14 protein-coding genes are annotated in these 17,720 nt (G+C 53.9%); 8 read left to right on the top strand and 6 right to left on the bottom strand.

The genetic code is table 11. The annotated features are described in order from the left end of the window. Window positions 1-320 precede the first annotated feature (320 nt). The 4 genes from A3224_RS14885 to A3224_RS14875 form a co-directional block, all read right to left on the bottom strand. Window positions 321-809 (bottom strand): META domain-containing protein, encoded by a 489-nt coding sequence (locus A3224_RS14885; RefSeq protein WP_067156406.1) that lies wholly within the window; start codon window positions 807-809, stop codon window positions 321-323. A 64-nt stretch (window positions 810-873) separates the two neighbouring features. Next, entirely contained in the window at window positions 874-1,347 is a 474-nt protein-coding gene (locus tag A3224_RS14880) for an META domain-containing protein (RefSeq protein ID WP_067156403.1), read from the bottom strand. Window positions 1,348-1,986: 639 nt separating this feature from the next. Beyond that, entirely contained in the window at window positions 1,987-2,163 is a 177-nt protein-coding gene (locus A3224_RS17035) for a hypothetical protein (RefSeq protein WP_156481510.1), read from the bottom strand. Between the two features lie 266 nt (window positions 2,164-2,429). Further along, window positions 2,430-4,613 carry a TonB-dependent receptor gene (locus A3224_RS14875; protein WP_067156400.1) on the bottom strand — a complete coding sequence of 728 codons (2,184 nt, stop codon included), beginning with the start codon at window positions 4,611-4,613 and terminating at the stop codon, window positions 2,430-2,432. Window positions 4,614-4,793: 180 nt separating this feature from the next. On the opposite strand from A3224_RS14875, the gene A3224_RS14870 reads away from it, so the two are divergent. From A3224_RS14870 to A3224_RS14850, 5 genes are all read left to right on the top strand, one after another. Further along, window positions 4,794-8,123 (top strand): hybrid sensor histidine kinase/response regulator, encoded by a 3,330-nt coding sequence (locus tag A3224_RS14870; RefSeq protein ID WP_067156396.1) that lies wholly within the window; start codon window positions 4,794-4,796, stop codon window positions 8,121-8,123. A 148-nt stretch (window positions 8,124-8,271) separates the two neighbouring features. Then, the gene (locus A3224_RS14865; RefSeq protein ID WP_067156394.1) at window positions 8,272-9,471 is read left to right on the top strand and encodes an MFS transporter; all 1,200 of its coding nucleotides are present in this window, start codon (window positions 8,272-8,274) and stop codon (window positions 9,469-9,471) included. After that, on the top strand, window positions 9,458-10,393 hold the full coding sequence (locus A3224_RS14860; RefSeq protein ID WP_067156389.1) for an alpha/beta hydrolase: 936 nt from the start codon (window positions 9,458-9,460) through the stop codon (window positions 10,391-10,393). The genes A3224_RS14865 and A3224_RS14860 overlap by 14 nt, the downstream gene beginning before the upstream one ends. A gap of 808 nt (window positions 10,394-11,201) precedes the next feature. Then, window positions 11,202-11,996, top strand: a complete 795-nt coding sequence (locus tag A3224_RS14855) for a hypothetical protein (RefSeq protein WP_156481509.1) — start codon at window positions 11,202-11,204, stop codon at window positions 11,994-11,996. After that, window positions 11,993-12,934: a DUF1848 domain-containing protein gene (locus A3224_RS14850; protein WP_067156383.1), complete on the top strand. Its 942-nt coding sequence runs from the start codon at window positions 11,993-11,995 to the stop codon at window positions 12,932-12,934. The genes A3224_RS14855 and A3224_RS14850 overlap by 4 nt, the downstream gene beginning before the upstream one ends. Window positions 12,935-13,217: 283 nt before the next feature. On the opposite strand, the gene A3224_RS14845 is transcribed toward A3224_RS14850, so the two are convergent. Further along, window positions 13,218-14,207, bottom strand: coding sequence for a transposase (locus tag A3224_RS14845; protein ID WP_067156380.1), 990 nt, complete (start codon window positions 14,205-14,207; stop codon window positions 13,218-13,220). 688 nt (window positions 14,208-14,895) lie between these two features. Between A3224_RS14845 and A3224_RS14840 the strand changes: the two genes are divergently transcribed. From A3224_RS14840 to A3224_RS17025, 3 genes are all read left to right on the top strand, one after another. Further along, on the top strand, window positions 14,896-15,558 hold the full coding sequence (locus A3224_RS14840) for a hypothetical protein (RefSeq protein WP_067156377.1): 663 nt from the start codon (window positions 14,896-14,898) through the stop codon (window positions 15,556-15,558). Continuing rightward, window positions 15,539-16,051 carry a hypothetical protein gene (locus tag A3224_RS17030; RefSeq protein ID WP_156481508.1) on the top strand — a complete coding sequence of 171 codons (513 nt, stop codon included), beginning with the start codon at window positions 15,539-15,541 and terminating at the stop codon, window positions 16,049-16,051. Before A3224_RS14840 ends, A3224_RS17030 begins: the two co-directional genes overlap by 20 nt. A 94-nt stretch (window positions 16,052-16,145) precedes the next feature. Next, entirely contained in the window at window positions 16,146-16,388 is a 243-nt protein-coding gene (locus A3224_RS17025; RefSeq protein ID WP_156481507.1) for a hypothetical protein, read from the top strand. Between the two features lie 155 nt (window positions 16,389-16,543). On the opposite strand, the gene A3224_RS14830 is transcribed toward A3224_RS17025, so the two are convergent. Then, a protein-coding gene (locus A3224_RS14830; protein WP_407939252.1) for an IS3 family transposase occupies window positions 16,544-17,673 on the bottom strand; the annotation gives its coding sequence in 2 pieces (ribosomal slippage) (window positions 16,544-17,415 and window positions 17,415-17,673; 1,131 coding nt in all). Window positions 17,674-17,720 lie beyond the last annotated feature (47 nt).

Here is a 17,720-nt window from a genome sequence, read left to right as displayed (position 1 = left end):
GGTGCGGATTGCTGTACGGGTAAGGGCCGCGGAGTCGCGTTTGGGAAGGCTGTGTCATCTGTTTGTCACAGAAGATAGCTACGATGCAATCACAACGACACGCTTGTCTTCCTCGCGCAGGTTCATGCAGTAGATGCGAGGTGTCGTTGGTCTTCTCTCATCGCTCCGCTTAGCGGAATTTTAACCCTTCTTGATTGTTTTTTTGGCGGCCAACTGGCCGCCATTTTTCTAAAGGAAGCCTCAGTAAGGGGCCTCTGATTGATTTGCACAAGCGCCGTATCTCTACCGTCAGCGAGTGACTCAATCGGATAATTCCAGGGTCAGCGGATGCCGTTTTCCACTCGGGTGAATTCCATGCGGATGGCTGGGCCCTGCAGTATTAGTGTGTCGCCCTCTACCGTGAGGCTGTCGGTCTGCGGCAGTGCCTTGAGGTAATCTTTTTCCAGGTCGCCACTGTCACGGACGTCACTCACGCGTGAAATTACCGGGGCCTGCAGCCAGGATATTTTCCCGCTGTCGGATAACGCAAAGCGCCCCAGGTAGGGATTGCTGCCGGTGCTGCCGCGGACATAGCCGAGTTTGTCACAAGTGAAATAGGGGCGGTCGCGCAAGAGTTTCTGCCACAGCAGGCGGGAGCGGTGTTTGCGCCCGTTGACCGACAGACTCTCCAGCAGCCAGTGATTTTCGCAGGCCGAAAATTCCTCCGCGCGCTCAGCCGGCCCGCTTTCACTCAGGTGTCCACAGCCCGAAAGCGCCAGCAGCAGTACTAGTGGCAAGAGCGGGGGAAACAGGTTGCGGAGGTGCGGCATAGAGTGGCTCTCGTTATTTTTGTGCTATTTAACACCAAAATAGCCGCCGAGTCTGCGGCCGCGTTCATGGCCCAACCTTGACATATTCTATATAGATATTCCCTGAGGGATCGCGCAAAATCAGGCGTTTACCGCCCGCTTTGGTAAAGGATTGACGGGTGCCGGCCAGCGCGCGCAAGTAACTGTTTTCCTGTTGCACTTGGTCTTCCGGACCAGCCATTTTTGTCGAGGCGAAGCTGGAAGTGTCCCAGAGCAGTTGTCCATTGGCGGTAATCTGCAGAGCGCCGCGATAGGTGTTGATACCGCTTTTACCCATGACGTTGCCGTCGCGGCTGCACAGGAAGGTGAAGCGCTTGGTATCGTCGATCGGAACCGCTTCTCCGTTGATTCTGAGCCGCTTCAGCTCCCACTTGCTGCCGCAGACGGTATTGATGTTGCCGGCCGACTGCACCACCGGCGCCTCTTCGGTGCCGACACCCAGGCAACCGCTCACCACCAGTGCCGCACCCAGCAGCCACAACTGTACTAACTTGCTCATCGTTGCGTCGCTCCCTGGCTCTTCTGAATAGCTTAGTTGCTGGCCAGAGCAGAGAGGGGGATTGGCACGTCAATCTACCCCTAGAGAACCTCTGATTAATTCGCGTGAACACTGCGGTAGGTTCCGGGGCGCTCAGGTAATAGGCTGGCCATTTCGAAAACGCACGAGTACTTCCCTGTAGCTCCGACGGATACATCCTTGTATCCGACGGTTTCGAAATGGCCAGCCTATCACCTGAGCTTCTCATCTGGCTCCAAAGCGTTTTTACGTCAGGAAGTGAATTAATGGTAGGTTCCGGGGCGCTCAGGCAATAGGATGGATATTTCGAAAACGCACGAGTACTTCCCTGTAGCTCCGACGGATGCATCCTTGTATCCGACGGTTTCGAAATGGCCAGCCGATCACCTGAGCTTCTCATCTGGCTCCAAAGCGTTTTTACGTCAGGAAGTGAATTAATGGTAGGTTCCGGGGCGCTCAGACAATAGGATGGATATTTCGAAAACGCACGAGTACTTCCCTGTAGTTCCGCCGGATACCGCCTTGTATCCGACGGCTTCGAAATATCCGTCCTGTCACCTGAGCTTCACATCCGCCCCCGAAGAACCTCTGCCACCAGGAAATGAATTAATCAGAGGCTCCCTAGGGACTCGGGACGCAGCGCACGAGAATCTTGGAGTCCAGCTCCTGTTCGATACAGTGGAATTTCTGGCCGTTCACGGTCAGGGCTTTGGGGGCTCCCTTGGGCGCGGTTGTGGAACAACCGGCAACTCCTGTCGCCATGGCCACTGCCAGCAGAATACAACACAACTTCTGCACTGCAGGTACCTCATGGGTTCTTTGGAACGGCGCGCAATTATTCCACGCCTCTTTCCAGCCTAGAGGAAACTGCTGCCATAGTGTGTTATTTGCCGCCAATTTGTACAAAGCAACGACAGATAGTGCTGATCTCACCGCAGCAAAGGCGGTGGTGATGAAAACAAAAAAGCCGCCGAGGAGTCGCGGCGGCAAGGTTCAGCTCGGTGAGCCGGGGTGAGGAGTGCCCCGGGGCGCGGGCCCCGGTCGTCATTTGCACCGTGTGCGGTTTAGAAGTTGTAGCTGCCGGTCAGCGCGACGGTGCGCGGCGCACCGTAGTAGCCGGTTATCCAGCCGAAGGCTGTGTAACCTGCGTTGCGGTATTCCTCGTCGGTCAGGTTTTTGCCCTGCAGGCTCAGCTGCCATTTGTCGTCGCCGCTGAAGTAAGTCACTCCGGCATCGAACAGTGTGACGGAACCTACGTCCAGTTGACTCGGGGCGGCGTAAATCTGCATTTCGCTGCGATAGGAGACTGAGCCGTTCAGAACCAGGCTGCCTTCGAAGGCGTCGATGTTGTAGCTTAATTGACCGAGAGCCGTCTTCGCGGGGCTGTACTGGAATGCGCCCCATTGGTCCGAGACGTCGACACCGCCATCGATCACCTCCAGGTAATCGGTATCGGTGTAGCCGAGCACGATATTGGAAGTCAGGCGGTCGGTGATACTGGCCATCATTTCCAGTTCGAGACCTTGGATTTCCGATTTACCCGCGTTGATCACAGCACTGGAAAAGTTTTGAGTTGCTTCAGAAAAGGTTTGTACCGTGACTTGCATGTCGTCATAGTTGGTGTGGAAAGCCGCGGCATTCAAACGGATACGGTTGTTAAAGAGTTCCGCTTTTACGCCTAGCTCATAGGTGTCCGCGGTTTCCGGGTCATAACCGTCTTCCGTTTCCGGCATTACGCTGGCATCGCCGCGCATATCAAAGCCACCGCTTTTGAAGCCAGAGCTGTAGCTGGCGTAGACCATGGTGTCTTCATCGAGCTGATAGTTGAAGCCGACTTTCGGTGAAAACTGTCCCCACTCATCGCTGTTGCTGTAGTCGGTCAGTATCGCGTAGGGGGTTGCAACTGCAGGTTCTCCGTCGTAGCGGTCGGCGAACTCCGGTGAGTAGAGGCCAAGATAGTTTCCTTTAAACACATCCGCGGATTTTTCATCGACGGTGTAGCGGCCGCCGAGCGTGAGATTTAAGGCATCAGTCAGAGCCAGCTCATAGTTGGCATAGACAGCGATGCTTTCCGTGTCCACCGAGCCGCTGACGTTTTGGGTGATGCCGTACATGCCCAGTACCGCGTCGAAACTGCCCTTCGCGGTTCCCTCGTAATAGTAAATACCGGAAACCAGGTTGCTTTTTTCGCCGCTCCAGCTCAGCTGGAATTCCTGGGTAAATTGGTCGTCTTCGTAATAGGCCGGCACATCGAAATCCGGTCGGCTGATACTGTCGAAGTCGATATTGGTTTCAGTCTCACCGGAGCGGCTCGCGGTAATGGATTTTACGGTCAGGTTTTCGGACAGCTGCCACTCAGCGGTTAGGGAAACACCGCTGGTTTCTACTGAGTTGTCGGAAGGCATATTCGACTCATGGTCGTAGACGCTGCCCGGCGATGTTTCACTGCCTGTGGGTGCGTCCTCCATGAGGAAGCCAAAGCGCGCATTGGAATCGTCCTTGGTGCTATCCGCGGCGAGTCGGATCCAAAGCGTGTCGGTGGGGTTGAGTTCCAGAGAAACGCGTCCGGAGAGAATGTCTTTGTTGTAGTTGTCGGCTCCGGTCAGGAGGTTTTCTCCATAGCCGTCGCGCTGGTAACTGGCCACAGCAAAACCGATGGCGGCAGTGTCGGTCAGGCCTGTCTGGCCGCTGAGCACAATGTCGCGTTGGTTGTAGGAGCCGATGGCGCCGCGGATGCGGAATTCCGTATCACCGGTGAGCCGCTTGGTCACATATTTGACCGCGCCGCCGATGGTATTTTTTCCGTACAGGGTACCCTGTGGGCCGCGCAGAACCTCAATGCGTTCCACATCGAAGACATCCATCACTGCCCCCTGGGGCCGGGCCACATAGATATCATCGACATAAATACCCACGCCCGGCTCAAACCCCCACAGTGGATCCTGCTGACCGATACCGCGAATGTAGGCGGTCAGTGTGGAGTTGGTGCCGCGGCTGACCTGCAGTGTGGTGTTGGGGGTGAGTTTCTGAATGTCGCTCAGGTCGGCGACACCGTTTTCAATCAGTGAATCTTCGTTAAAGGCCGTAACTGCCACTGGCACTTCCTGCAGGGACTGTTCGCGTTTCTGGGCGGTTACGGTCACTTCTTCGAGGCCGGCATCGGCGTGGGCGAGTCCCGCGCCGCAGGCGAGCATCACGGCGGCGGCGAGGGGATGAAATTTTGCTGCGCTCTTTATCGTTTTGTTCATGACTCTCTCCAATCACCAAATTTATGGTTGTTATAAGTCTCGGAGCTGTCACTCTATCGGCCCCGGGTCCATTTGCCTGCTAGACCAAGGTATGACGGTGGGAACGATGGGGATGGGGGACAAAAAACAGCCGCTGGGGTATGGTTTGTGTACAGACAAGAATAACGAAGGTGTGCCCGCTTGTTTAGCCTGACCACCCTGGCCGTTGTCGCCCTGGCCTATCTGTTGCTGCTGTTCGCCATTGCCTTTTGGGGGGACCGGCTGGCGGCTTCGCGCATCCGCCCCATTAAACCCTTTCTGCTAGCGCTGGCCGGTACCTATACCAGTGCCTGGATGTTTTTCGGCACTCCGGCCCAGGCGGTGGAGGAGGGGTGGCTGCTGCCGCCGACCTTTGTCGGCTCCAGTCTGATACTGATCTTCGGTGCGCCCCTGTTGATCCGCTTTGTGCGCCTGTCCAAGCAGCAGGGTTCCACTTCCATTGCAGACTTCATCAGTGCCCAGTTCGCCGGCTCCCAGTGGTTGGCGGCGGCGGTGGCGCTGCTCGCGGTGGTGGCGATTCTGCCCTATCTGGCGCTGCAGTTGCGCGCGGTTGCGGACGGTTTTTTGTTTTTGGCCGACAGCGGCGATATCAGCGCTTCCGCGGTAACGGCCTTTGTCAGTGCCACCATCGGTCTGTTCGCATTGCTGTTCGGCACCCGCCATATCGACAGCGGCGCGCACCGCAACGGCATGCTGCTGGCGGTGGCTTTCGAGGCACTGGTGAAGATAGGTGCATTCGTCGCCGTGGCCTGGTTTGTTGTGACCGGTGCTTTTGACGGTGCTGCCGATCTGGCGCGGGCGGCACTGGCGAGCGACAAGGTGGCGCGGTTAAGTGAAGCGCGTCCGGCGGACACCGGGTTTTTTGCCGTGGTGGTATTGGGGATGGCGGCGATATTTTGCCTGCCGCGGCAGTTCCATGTGCTGATGGTCGAGAGCGATAGCGAGGAAGACATAGGCCCGGTGCGCAAACTGATTCCCATCTACCTGGGGATTCTGGCGGTGGCGATTCTGGTAGTGGGCTACGGCGGTTTGCTGTGGCTGCCGGACACCTACAACAACCCGGAGCGCTTTGTCCTCGGTATACCCCTGCACGGTGGTTCTGAGTGGCTGTCCCTGCTGGCCTTTATCGGCGGTCTTTCCGCTGGTTCGGGTATGGTGATTATCGCCACCATCGCCCTGTCCACCATGATCTCCAATGCCGTGGTGGTACCCCTGTGGCTGCAGCGCTTGCACCGGCGCCCCGCCGGCGGCGCTTTGGGCTCGGATCTTCGCCGGGTGCGGCGGGGCATCATTGCGTTGATTATGCTCGCCGCCTTCGCGGTGAGCGAAGCCATCGGCGCCAGTGTCCGTCTCGGCACCTTTGGCCTGCTGTCGCTGGCGCTGGTGGTGCAGTTGGCGCCCGCGATGGTGGCCGCCGTCTATTGGCCGAAGCGCTGGCCGCGCCTGCGCCCGGCGGGGGTGATCGCGGGATTGGTGGCGGGCAGCGCTGTCTGGGCACTGTCGGCACTGCCGGCTGGATTGGGGAGCGGAGACCTACTGGCGCGCTGGCTGGGGCTGGGGTGGAGCCCGCTGTCGGTCACTTGCGTGTTCGGCCTGGGGGTGAATTGCGCGGTTCTGCTGTTGACATCCGGGGGGCTGCACCGCTGGCGGCCTATGGCCCAGGGGGCGAAAGAAGCGCCGGTTGACAAGGTGCAGTTGCGCGAACTGTTAGCGCGCTTTGTCGGCGCCGATGCGGCGGAGCGGACTTTTGCCGGGCTGGAAGGAGAAAACGGCGGCGATTACCGCGACACTGTGGAAAAGATCCTCGCCGGTATTGTCGGTTCCACCAGTGCCCGTCGCTTGGTGTCCCAACTGGGGAGCGCCCAGAACTTGGAGCAGGCCTCGGCCATCTACCGCTTTGGCCGCGGGCTGTTGCAGAGCAGCATCGATAATATCGACCAGGGTATCTCGGTGGTGGATGCCAATTTGAACTTGGTGGCCTGGAACCGGCGCTATGTGGAACTGTTTCGCTATCCGCCGTCGATGATTTATGTCGGCCAGCCAGTGGCGGAACTGGTGCGTTACAACGCCAGCCGTGGGGAGTGTGGTCCCGGTACGGTGGAGGAACACGTGCGCAAAAGGGTGGAGCACCTTCGGGCCGGTACAGCTTACCGGGTACAGCGCCACCGCACCGACGGCACTGTGCTGGAAATTCGCGGCAACCCTCTGCCCGGGGGCGGTTTCGTGACCACCTATACCGACGTATCCGATTATCAGCGCGCCCTGGGGGAATTGACTGAGGTAAAAGATTCTCTCGAGCAGAAGGTGGCTGAGCGCACCGCCGAACTGGAGAAATTGAACCGCGAGCTGGAAGCCGCCAGCCGCGGCAAGACCCGCTTTCTCGCCGCCGCCAGCCACGATCTGGTGCAGCCGTTAAACGCCAGTCGCCTCTTCCTCGATGCCCTCGGCGAGCGTCGTCTCGACGGGGAAAGTCGCGGTCTGCTCCGCCGCGCCGACAGCGCCCTGGCCTCGGCGGAGCAACTGATCACCGATATGCTGCAGATAGCGCGCATGGATGCCGGCGATATTCACCCCGATATCCGCCCCATCGAATTGGATCGGGTACTTTCGGATGCGGTCGAGCAGTCTCGCCTCGCCGCCGATGGCCGCAATATCCGCCTGCGCTACCGCCCGTCCGATTTTTGGGTAATGAGCGATGAAAAAATGCTGCGCCGGGTGGTGCAGAATCTCCTCGACAACGCGATCAAATACACCCGCCGCGGCGGTGTGTTGGTGGGGGCGCGCCGACGTGGTGGCGGTATTGCACTGGAAATCTGGGATACCGGCTGCGGCATAGACGTGTCCCAGCAGAAAAATATTTTCCGCGAGTTTTATCGGTTGAAAGTATCTGGCGGCGAGGAGCGTGAACAGGGTTACGGCCTGGGGCTGGCCACGGTGGAGCGTCTGTGCCGGGTGCTGGAGTCGCCCATCAGTCTCGGCTCAAAACCGGGCCGCGGCAGTGTCTTCCGCGTACTGTTGCCACCGGCGCGGCGGGCCGCGCGCGCGGTCCCGGTGCCGGCACAACTGCCGAAATCGCCAGCGGCGCTGCGCTTGCAAGTGGTCTGCGTTGACAATGAGCCCGCGATTCTCGAGGCCATGCAGGCGCTGCTCGGCGGCTGGGGCTGCAGTGTCCACTGTGCGCGCAACCGCGAGCAGGCGCTGCGGTTGGCGTGCCCGGACCTGCTGCTGATGGATTTTCACCTGGACGACTGCATAGACGGTATCGCCCTTGCCGGGGAGTTGATGGAAGTCTGGGGGCGGCCTGTGCCCTGTGTCCTTATCTCTGCGGAAAACACCGATCTGGTTAAGAACCGCGCTCGGGATCTGGGCTGGCAATTTTTGCAAAAACCACTGCGCCCGGCGGCACTGCGCGCGCTGCTGCTTGCGCGGCAAAAGCAATTGTCGGAAAGCCCTGCGACCAAGGTCGTATAGCGGTGCCGGCGCGCGCGGCGCAATCTAGCCTCCCTGGGGGTTGTTGAATACACCTATACACCTGCCTGCGGTTTTATAAAGCTTTTTCCGGTGCTCCGGGCACCGCGATGCCACCTCTGATAGAGAAAACGAGAAAAAGAATCGGCAAATGAAAAAATACCTGCTCGAAGGCCTGATGTTTACCGCCTACGCCCTGTTCGCCGCCTCCTGGGTTTCCGGGGCCATGCTGACACCGGCGATACAGGCATCCTTCGGCGAAGCGGGCTTCGCCAATGCCACCTGGGGCAGCAATGTCATCACCCTGGCAAAAATTGTCGGCAATCTGGTTGCAGCTGCCTTGCTGATGCGTCTGGGCGCGAAGCGCGCCTTCGCGCTGGCGATGTTGCTCATTGCCACTGGCGGACTGGGCGCCCTCGCCGGCAGTTACGGCGGCTGGCTGCTGTCGCGACTGGCACTGGGGCTCGGCGGCGCCCTGGCGATTGTGTATTTCAACCCGGTGGTGCTGCACTATTTTTCCGCCCGCGAGCGGCCGTTGATCAACGGCATCAACGCCGCTGCCTTCAATACCGGCAACCTGCTCGCACTGCTCACAACCGCGGCACTGGCCGCCTGGATGGGCGGCTGGCAGTCGGTAATTGCCCTCTACGGCGTGATGGTGGTGGCGCTGGCGCTGCTCTGGTGGCTGGCGGCGGAGAACTTCCCCCTGTCCGGTGGCGGCGATCAGCCTGAAGAAAACTACGGCCTGGCGCAGGGGGTGCGTGAACCCTTTAACTGGTGGCTGCCCCTGGCCTATTGCGGAGTACTCTTTTGCTATATCGCCGTCTTTGCTTTGTTTCCCCTGATCGACGGTTTTGCCGTGGCCAGCAAAGACCTGTCGGCGGTGATGATATTCGCCGGTATGGTGGGGACCGCTGCCGGTATTCTGGTGACCAAGCGTTACCCCCTGCGCCTGCCGGTACTGCGCTACTCAGGCCTGGCACTGGTGCTCTTCGCCGCCCTGATGCTGGTGAGCCGCAACCCCATCGTCGCCTACGCCGCCGCAGCCTTGGCGGGCTTCTTTATGTTCCTGCCGATGACCGCGCTGGTAACACTGCCGCAGGAGCTGCCTGGCATGACGCTGGCGCGCATCACCGTGACCTTTGGCATGTTCTGGTCTGTCTCCTACGGCGTGGAGACAGCGCTGATGTTCGGCGCCGGCCTGTTGGCAGATAGCTCGGGCGAGCCGGCATATGCGGCTTATTTTGCCGTGGCCTGTTCGGCTTCCCTGTTTGTGTTTTCCTTCCTGCTGCCGGAGAGCGGCAAAAAAAACGAGGTGAGAGAAAAGGGAGCAGAAAATGCGACAGCTTGATCCAAAACTGGCGGAGTGGCTCGCCGGCGTCAACGCACAGGTGGCACAACTGAAAGCGGCGGGCTTTGAGGCCACGCCGATCAGTGCGCGGGAGAGTCTCGCCAATCTGACCCGCACCTTTGTGGAGCCGGGCCCAGAGATGGCAGTGTGTGAAACTTTGGTCTGCGGGGGGCAATACCGCGTGCCGGTGCGTATCTACTCGCCCCGAGATATCGAGCCGGGTCCGGTCATTATCTACAGTCACGGCGGCGGTCATATGGCCGGCAGCGTCACCGTCTACGATCCCATCTGCCGCCGTATCGCCGAGTCCTGCCACCGGCCCCTGGTATCGCTCGATTACCGCCTCGCGCCGGAAAACCCCTACCCGGCCGGACTGCAGGACCTGCTTTCCGTTGTAAACAACCTGGGCCCGGCTCTGGAGAAAAAATCCATCCCCCACAACAACCGCTGGATTCTGATGGGTGACTCCGGTGGCGGTGCCCTGTGCGCCTCGGCCAGCCGTCTGCTGCAACACCAGTGTCACAACATCGCCGCCCAGGTACTGATTTACCCAAGCCTCGACTACACCATGCAGACACCGTCAATCGACGAAAACGGCAGCGGTTATCTTCTGGAAAAAGAAAAAATTGCCTGGTACTTCGACAATTATTTCCAAGGGGCGGAAAACCGCCGCGATGCCTCCCCCCTGCACGGTGAATTTACCGGTAACCTGCCGAAGAGCCTTGTGATTACCGCCGAGTTCTGTCCACTGCGGGACGAAGGAGACCAGTATCTTGAAAAATTGCAGAAGGCGGGCATCGCCTGTGAATCACTGCACTTCGACGATATGATCCACGCCTTCCTGAACCTGGAATCTCTGGTGCCGGAAGCCTGTGAAACCTTTTACCGCAATGTGGGGGAATTTGTGCGGGGTATTGAATAACTGCCGAAGAGCCCTCGCTAGCCGGAGGGCTCGCCTCCCCGCGCTCCGATGCCGGGTGTAAATCATTATATGGCGCACAGTCTTGTAGCCCGACCGATTCAGAATATTGCAGATATCCCTTTCGGCAGTCAGCAAACTAATGGCAAGAGAATGCTGAACGTGTGACAGATCGAATACACTTTTCCCTTTCGCCCTCCTTACAAAAAGCACTGCTAAAACCTAATTCCAGAATCCACAGCTGCACTGCCTCCATTACCCGAGGACTGCACTTACGCCAGCGACATGGCCAAATTATTCTGGATTTATCGTTAAGCGAGTACAGCCACGGCCGCTTCGGCGTAAATACTACTGATAAGAATCCCTCCTTAGTGGTCTTATCAAACTCCACATTTTCGGACCTTATGTTCAGAAACTGCTTGTCGAAAGAAGGAGGTATTACCTGATCGTGACCAATCTGCGGAAGAGATTTCATTCGCCGGGGCCGATATTAATGAAGTGCGGTTAGAAATGGCAGAAAGGCCGAGCTAAATCAAATAGTTACAATGGGCGTTGAGAATGTGGATGTGAGTCGTGAAGACCGTTTTTTATAACTGGCACCATCGAGCCAATTATGGCTGAGGATTGACGTATCAAGGGGTTCGGGGCATTCTGGGGTTAATTGCGTTTTGGGATATGGGGCGTGGGGGGATTGGTCTTTGGGGTTATGATATAAATGTTATATGTCCTAGGCAAGCATGGAAGTTACTGCTATCTTTCTTTGCGACTATTTTCTTGCTGATGTCAGCTTTATCTTCGAAGGACTGATTTAATGGATGATTTAATTACAGATTATTACGATAATTTAAATCCAGGAGCATTTTCAGATTGTGAATGCCAGACACCCAGAAGTCAAAGTTGTTTGGACTGTTTTCAAAGCCAGTTTTTTTATGGAAATGAAATCAGTTACGCCTGTGAGGAAAAAAGAAAGCTCTATGTGCTGCGCTATTTTCCAGTACACTGCAAGGAGAATTACCATGGTGCAAAAAATATTCCTTATGATGTGGTTGATAAATGGTTTGGATATGGATACGTAAAAATATTATCTGTCGGAGGTGGGCCGGGTTCAGACATTTGCGGTGTTCTCGAATATCTTGAGGAAGAAGCACTAAGTCGGCAGCTTGACTTGTCTGTTGATGTTGTTCGACTCGATATCGAGGATCAATGGGACGAAGTATTCGACGATGTAATGGAACGTTTCTTTCCTTGGGTTAATTATCGGACAGTGCATTTGAATGTGAGCGACGGCATTGACTTAATTTCTGATGAGAACTTTGACTTGGTAACGATCTCTTACCTAATTTCTGAGTTGAGCAAGGAGGCATGTATTAACTTGGCTGATGAGGTGGGTTCCGTGCTTGTTGATGGAGGGGTACTCATAATCAATGATCGCCCTGAGGGTGTTGTAGAGAAAAATATTCGATCAATGTTTGATCGAATTGAATTGAGTTACGAAGAATCGTCTATGTGTGACTGGGCGGGGTATAGTTATCCAAATGACGTTGCTGAGGCTGTAGGCCCGAAATTTAATATGAATTCAATCATGTTTGTTGGAGTGAAGTTATGATTATCAGCGCTAGCCGCCGAACCGATATTCCGGCTTTCTACTCCGACTGGTTTGTCAATCGTGTGCATGAAGGCTTCTTGCTTACTCGCAATCCGTTTAACGCTCATCAGATTAAGCGAGTCTCGTTAAAGCCGGAAGATGTTGAGGTACTAGTGTTCTGGACCAGAAACCCGTCCAAACTTATGCCCTTTTTGCCGGAGATGGATGCCCAAGGTTATCGCTACTACTTTCAATACACCATTACAGGTTATCCTCGCACGATCGAAAAGTCGGTACCTAATCCCCACCGTGCGATTGAAACCTTCATCGAACTTAGCCAACAAATTGGCCCAGAAAGGGTTGTGTGGCGCTACGATCCGATATTGCTGTCTAACCTGTTGCCTCTAGATGAACATAAACGCTTGTTCAGTAAAATTGCTGGTGCATTGGTGGGAAAAACTAGTCGAGTAGTGATAAGTTTCGCCGATTTTTACAAGAAAACCGAGAAGAACCTGAAGCAGGTTGATAGTCTGATTTACTCGGATATCACCCAACAGCATGAGCAGCTACTGGATTTATCAGCTTACATGGCGAAGGTTGCTGTTGCGCATGGCATGGAAATAAAAAGTTGTGCAGAAGCCGTCGATGTCGCTAGTGCTGGGGTGCCTCATGGTAAGTGCATTGATGATGCATTGATTAAAGATGTTTTTGGCCTGAGTCTTGATGGGAAAAAAGATAGTGGTCAGCGCGAAGAGTGTGGTTGCATAAAAAGTATCGATATCGGTGTTTATAACACATGCTTACATGGCTGCTCTTACTGCTATGCAACTTTCAATCACGATACGGTAATCAAGAATCAGCAAAAACATGATCCATCTAGTCCTTTCTTGCTTGGCGGAATCGAGGGTGTTGATCCGGCGCTGTTAAACAGCGATGAACCTCAAGGCTCCTTGTTTTGAGGCGAACGTCGGCACACATAACAAGCACATGTTGTAGTGAAAATGGACACCCACTGTAGTGAAAATAGTGAAAATGGACACCCACCAATTAGTGAAAATGGACACCCACCAATTGAAAAACTTGGTGAGAAGGCTACTTCATGTTTAGTCCGTTGTTGCCATAACTTCCTATTCGGGTAAGTAGAGCCTGCTCCCTGTGTGGAATAGGGCCAAACAATTTTATTGGGATGCAGCAGTCCTTCGCAGAAGCCCGCGATGGTATTTTTCAAGGAAAGGCAAAATTTTAGGAAGTGATGGGCGGGGATAGGTAGCGCTCACAGTCGTGAATACCCTGCGCCCAACGTTTGCCGAGCTGCTGACAGGCATTGCGCACCGAGTGTGCGGCGCCAACCAGAGACTTGAAGCGGCTTTCGAAATTGCGGTTCAGGTAGAGCCAGTGCCGTGGGGCGATCTGCAGCCGGTCGAGAATCGGCGGCAGTTGCTCGTCGATCGCGCCGCGCTTGTCTTCACGCAGGCAATGGCCACTCCAGTCCACCAGCTCCAGATAGTCCTGTAACTGAAACGGCAGTCCTACAGGCATGGGTTCTCGCGGATTGCCAACAAAGGGAAAGAGCTGCTGTGGCTGTTTGCCATCCTGAGCTTCTGATATACGCCGTTGTATGGAAGTGTGGTCTGAGGTTTCGGGTGTATCAGCCATTTTGGCCCGGATAGGGTTCAGATCCACATAGGCCATACAGGCCGCCAGAGCTCGCTCGTCGAGCAGTGCCTGGGATTTAAATCTACCTTCCCAGAAACGACCGGTACAGCCATCCTCTTGATTGGCTTGCCGGGCAATGGATTCATTGAGCATCCGCATAAACCAACTGATATCCATTAGCCTTGCTCTCCATTCTGCGGCCACCTCCTCCAGCCGGGCCAGTTCCGTAGCGTTCAAGGTTTCGTGTCGAGCATAACGTTGGGAGAGCGGAGAGCCTTTACAGAGTTGATGCCATCGATCTACCACCTCGCGCAGCGTCCAGACTTCAGCCTGTGCGGCATTGATGTGCAGTACCACATGATAATGGTTACTCATGACTGCATAAGCACAGATATCCAGCGCAAATACCTCGGCCAATTCCAAAAGCCGATCTTCGATCCACTGTCTCCGATGCTCGAAACAGCGCCCGGTGCGCTCATCCCGGCCACACAGAAAAGCGCGACGCACGCAGCGGGAGACGCAGTGATAATAGGGCGTAGCTTCAAGAGAGATCAGGGATTTGCGCGGGTGTCCCATTTTGGTTATCCATTCATATGTATGGATAAACAGTATTTTCTATAAGGTAGAGAATGTTGCAATATGGCTGGCGTTGAAAGCTTTTTGTTTTGTGGGTGTCCATGAAACATCCATGAAACAGTTATGCTTTTCCCTTTCGCCCTCCTTACAAAAAGCACTGCTAAAACCTAATTCCAGAATCCACAGCTGCATTGCCTCCATTACCCAAGGACAGCACTTACACCAGCAACACCGACAACTTATTCTGTCTTTTTCGTTGAGCGAGTACAGCCACAGCCTTTTCGGCGTAAATACTACTGATAAGAATCCCTCCTTAGTGGTCTTATCAAACTCCACATTTTCGGACCTTATGTTCAGAAACTGCTTGTCGAAAGAAGGAGGTATTACCTGATCGTGACCAATCTGCGGAAGAGTTTTCAGTCATCGGGGCCGATATTAATGAAGTGCGGTTAGAAATGGCAGAAAGGCCGAGCTAAATCAAATAGTTACAATGGGCGTTGAGAATGTGGATATGAGTCGTGAAGACCGTTTTTTATAATTGGCACCATCGAGCCAATTATGGCTGAGGATTGACGTATAAAGGGGGGCAGGGCATTCTGGGGTTAATTGCGCTTTGGGATATGGGGCGTGGGGGGATTGGTCTTTGGGGCTATGATATAAATGTTATACCTAAAGTCGAATATCGAATATGGAAGAAATATTCAAAGTAATTTCAGAAAAGCCAGAGTACGCAGCATGGGCATTTGGTCTCATAAATGCGTTATGGTTAGCTTTCTTATACTTTAACAAGAAGAGGCATGAACGCGAACTTATTGCGGTTAAACAGTCTTTCGATCTTGATCTGGAAAGGCGTAAAAAAGTTTTTGAAATGAAAGCAACTCAATACGAGTCATATTTTAGGCACATTGACGCTATACATAATAAGCATCAAACCGACTACCAAGATGTGTTCACTCCTATAATGAATGAGTTTATGTCCTCATATTTACAAGCATGTGACCGCAATGATGAGGCTGAAGCTACTCAGGCCACAATTCGGTTTTCTGAGCAGATATCTAAGATAACTCGCGATGGATTCCAAGAGCTTAGTGTTATCGAATCCGAGACAAATAGCTTGCGTTTAACGGCTAGTGACGAAGTTGCAGTTCTTCTTGATGAGATTAAGGAGTTATATGATCAGCTATTTGCTATTTCAGGAAAAATGATGTCTGATTTAGTTAAAATCACTATTGAAAACGACCAAGAGTTAGCGGTTAAGAATCAAGCTGAACTTATGAGAGTAGGAGAGCTAGCTAAAAGCAAGGCTAAGGAACTCCGTGAGCAAATGCGCAATGACCTTAAGCAAATATAGGTATAACAAAGCTGTCATAGGGACATTTTTTGCTTCGTTTCGTTTTGGGGGTGGCTTCGCCACTTTACCCCAAAACTCCACTACACAAAAAATGCCCCATACAGCGGCGTTATGCACTATGAATAGATATATTGCGATAATTTTAACTCTCTTTCTGTCGAGCTGCGCATCATACAAAGTTGTTCCAGAAGGAGAATTGAAGAAATTGCCAGAAGGCGAAAAGGTTTCTATCAAGAAACAAAATGAATGGCCAGAAGGGGCTCATTGTTTCGAGCCACTCTTTTATGTGCTTTCTCTAGGCATTATTCCAACGCACTGTGTAGATACCTATACTGTTACAGCAGAGAGCAACGAGCTAGGCACTGTTAAAGTCACGTCTATGCAGGGCTGGGTTACCCTTTTAATGTCGCCATTTCCTGTTTGGCAGTATGGTTTCGGTACTGAAAAAGATGTTGAGAGCAATGTAAGCAGTTTAATCGAGGTCGCAGAGTAAAATGCATAACAAGGCCAGGCACAATCGCCCACTTCGTGGGCTGGACCTCCGCACTGCGTGCTTCGGCCTGTGCTGGCGGCGTTATGTATAAGCCATGAAAAATAGTGAAATTGATAAAGCTATTTCAGAAGAAGTAATCCTTAGATTGAAATCGCTCATGAGTTTCAACTTGGAAGAGATAAAAAATCTGCCATCTGAGTCAGTTGAAGATATTAAAATTGGAAGTAAGAGGTTAACTATTTGCACATACAAAGATGAATTGCCAAACGGTGAAATTTTAGTAATCGTTCAATGTAAGAATACTAGATTTCTGGGTTATGGAAACATGTTGAAGTGAAAATGGACACCCACCAATTGAAAAACTTGGTGAGAAGGCTACTTCATGTTTAGTCCGTTGTTGCCATAACTTCCTATTCGGGTAAGTAGAGCCTGCTCCCTGTGTGGAATAGGGCCAAACAGTTTTATTGGGATGCAGTGACCTGCCCCCAATTTTTAATCCAACCTCGTGTTAGTAATGTTCGTGTTGATAGATTCTTTTTTGTGCGACCTGAACGCTGCAGCAAATTCCGCCGGTGTCTGATAGCCCAGCGATGAGTGTGGCCGCTGCTCGTTGTAGTCTTGCCGCCACTGGCTGATCAGCCCCCGAGCATGAGCCAAGTCCCGAAACCAGTGCTCATTGAGACATTCATCCCGAAATTTGCCGTTGAAACTCTCGATATATCCGTTTTGTGTCGGCCTCCCTGGCTGGATCAACTTTAGCTCAACCCCGTTGCGATAGGCCCACTGATCAAGCGCTTTGCCGGTAAACTCCGGCCCTTGATCTGTCCTGATGGCTTTGGGATAACCACGGAAGGCCGCTATGGCATCCAAACTCCTCACCACCTGCTCTCCAGATATCCCGCTGGCTACCTGAATATCGAGACACTCCTTGGTGAAATCATCGACAATGGTCAGACACTTGATACGACGGCCATTGGCCAGAGCATCCATCACGAAGTCCATCGACCACGTATGGTTCGGGGTTTCCGGTAGCGATAGAGGCTGTCGCTCAACCATAACGCCCTTGCGACGCCTACGTTTGCGGACGGCTAGTCCCGCCTCGTGATATAACCGATAGACCTTCTTATGGTTCACTTTCAGCCCTTCCCGACGCAGCATCTGGTGCACTCGCCGGTAGCCGAATCGCCGTCGCTCGAGTGCTATTTCCTTGATACGTTCAGCCAGTTCAGACTCTGTAGCCTTTTTGGACTGGTATCGCATGGACGCGCGAGATAACCCGACGAGCGAACAGGCCCTACGTTCTGAGATAGTCGTTTCCGACCGCATGATTTGTACGGCCTCGCGCTTGTTGCCGACGGTTAGTACTTTCCCTTAAGGGCAGCCTTCAATGCTTCCTGATCCAATAGAGACTCCGCCAGCAGCTTCTTAAGGCGGGCATTCTCCTGTTCCAAGGCCTTGAGCCGCCGGGCCTCAGATACCTCCAGACCTCCATACTTCTTACGCCAGGTGTAAAAAGTGGCATCCGAAATACTGTACTTGCGGCAAAGCTCTTTCACCGGGATACCGGCCTCAGCTTCCTTCAAGATTGGGATAATCTGTTCTTCAGTAAAACGTTTCTTCATGTTCATCGTCCTCATTGGTGATGAACATTACTAGGATTGAAGTGGAC

The organism is Microbulbifer thermotolerans (genome assembly GCF_001617625.1).
Taxonomy (GTDB): domain Bacteria; phylum Pseudomonadota; class Gammaproteobacteria; order Pseudomonadales; family Cellvibrionaceae; genus Microbulbifer; species Microbulbifer thermotolerans.
This window is presented reverse-complemented; position numbering and strand designations above follow the sequence as displayed.

Bases quoted from the DNA above. Each gene is read 5' to 3' on its own strand.
- A3224_RS14885 (WP_067156406.1), bottom strand. From the start codon at position 809: ATGCCGCACCTCCGCAACCTGTTTCCCCCGCTCTTGCCACTAGTACTG.
- A3224_RS14880 (WP_067156403.1), bottom strand. From the start codon at position 1,347: ATGAGCAAGTTAGTACAGTTGTGGCTGCTGGGTGCGGCACTGGTGGTG.
- A3224_RS14875 (WP_067156400.1), bottom strand. From the start codon at position 4,613: ATGAACAAAACGATAAAGAGCGCAGCAAAATTTCATCCCCTCGCCGCC.
- A3224_RS14865 (WP_067156394.1), top strand. From the start codon at position 8,272: ATGAAAAAATACCTGCTCGAAGGCCTGATGTTTACCGCCTACGCCCTG.
- A3224_RS14860 (WP_067156389.1), top strand. From the start codon at position 9,458: ATGCGACAGCTTGATCCAAAACTGGCGGAGTGGCTCGCCGGCGTCAAC.
- A3224_RS14855 (WP_156481509.1), top strand. From the start codon at position 11,202: ATGGATGATTTAATTACAGATTATTACGATAATTTAAATCCAGGAGCA.
- A3224_RS14850 (WP_067156383.1), top strand. From the start codon at position 11,993: ATGATTATCAGCGCTAGCCGCCGAACCGATATTCCGGCTTTCTACTCC.
- A3224_RS14845 (WP_067156380.1), bottom strand. From the start codon at position 14,207: ATGGGACACCCGCGCAAATCCCTGATCTCTCTTGAAGCTACGCCCTAT.
- A3224_RS14840 (WP_067156377.1), top strand. From the start codon at position 14,896: ATGGAAGAAATATTCAAAGTAATTTCAGAAAAGCCAGAGTACGCAGCA.
- A3224_RS17030 (WP_156481508.1), top strand. From the start codon at position 15,539: ATGACCTTAAGCAAATATAGGTATAACAAAGCTGTCATAGGGACATTT.
- A3224_RS17025 (WP_156481507.1), top strand. From the start codon at position 16,146: ATGAAAAATAGTGAAATTGATAAAGCTATTTCAGAAGAAGTAATCCTT.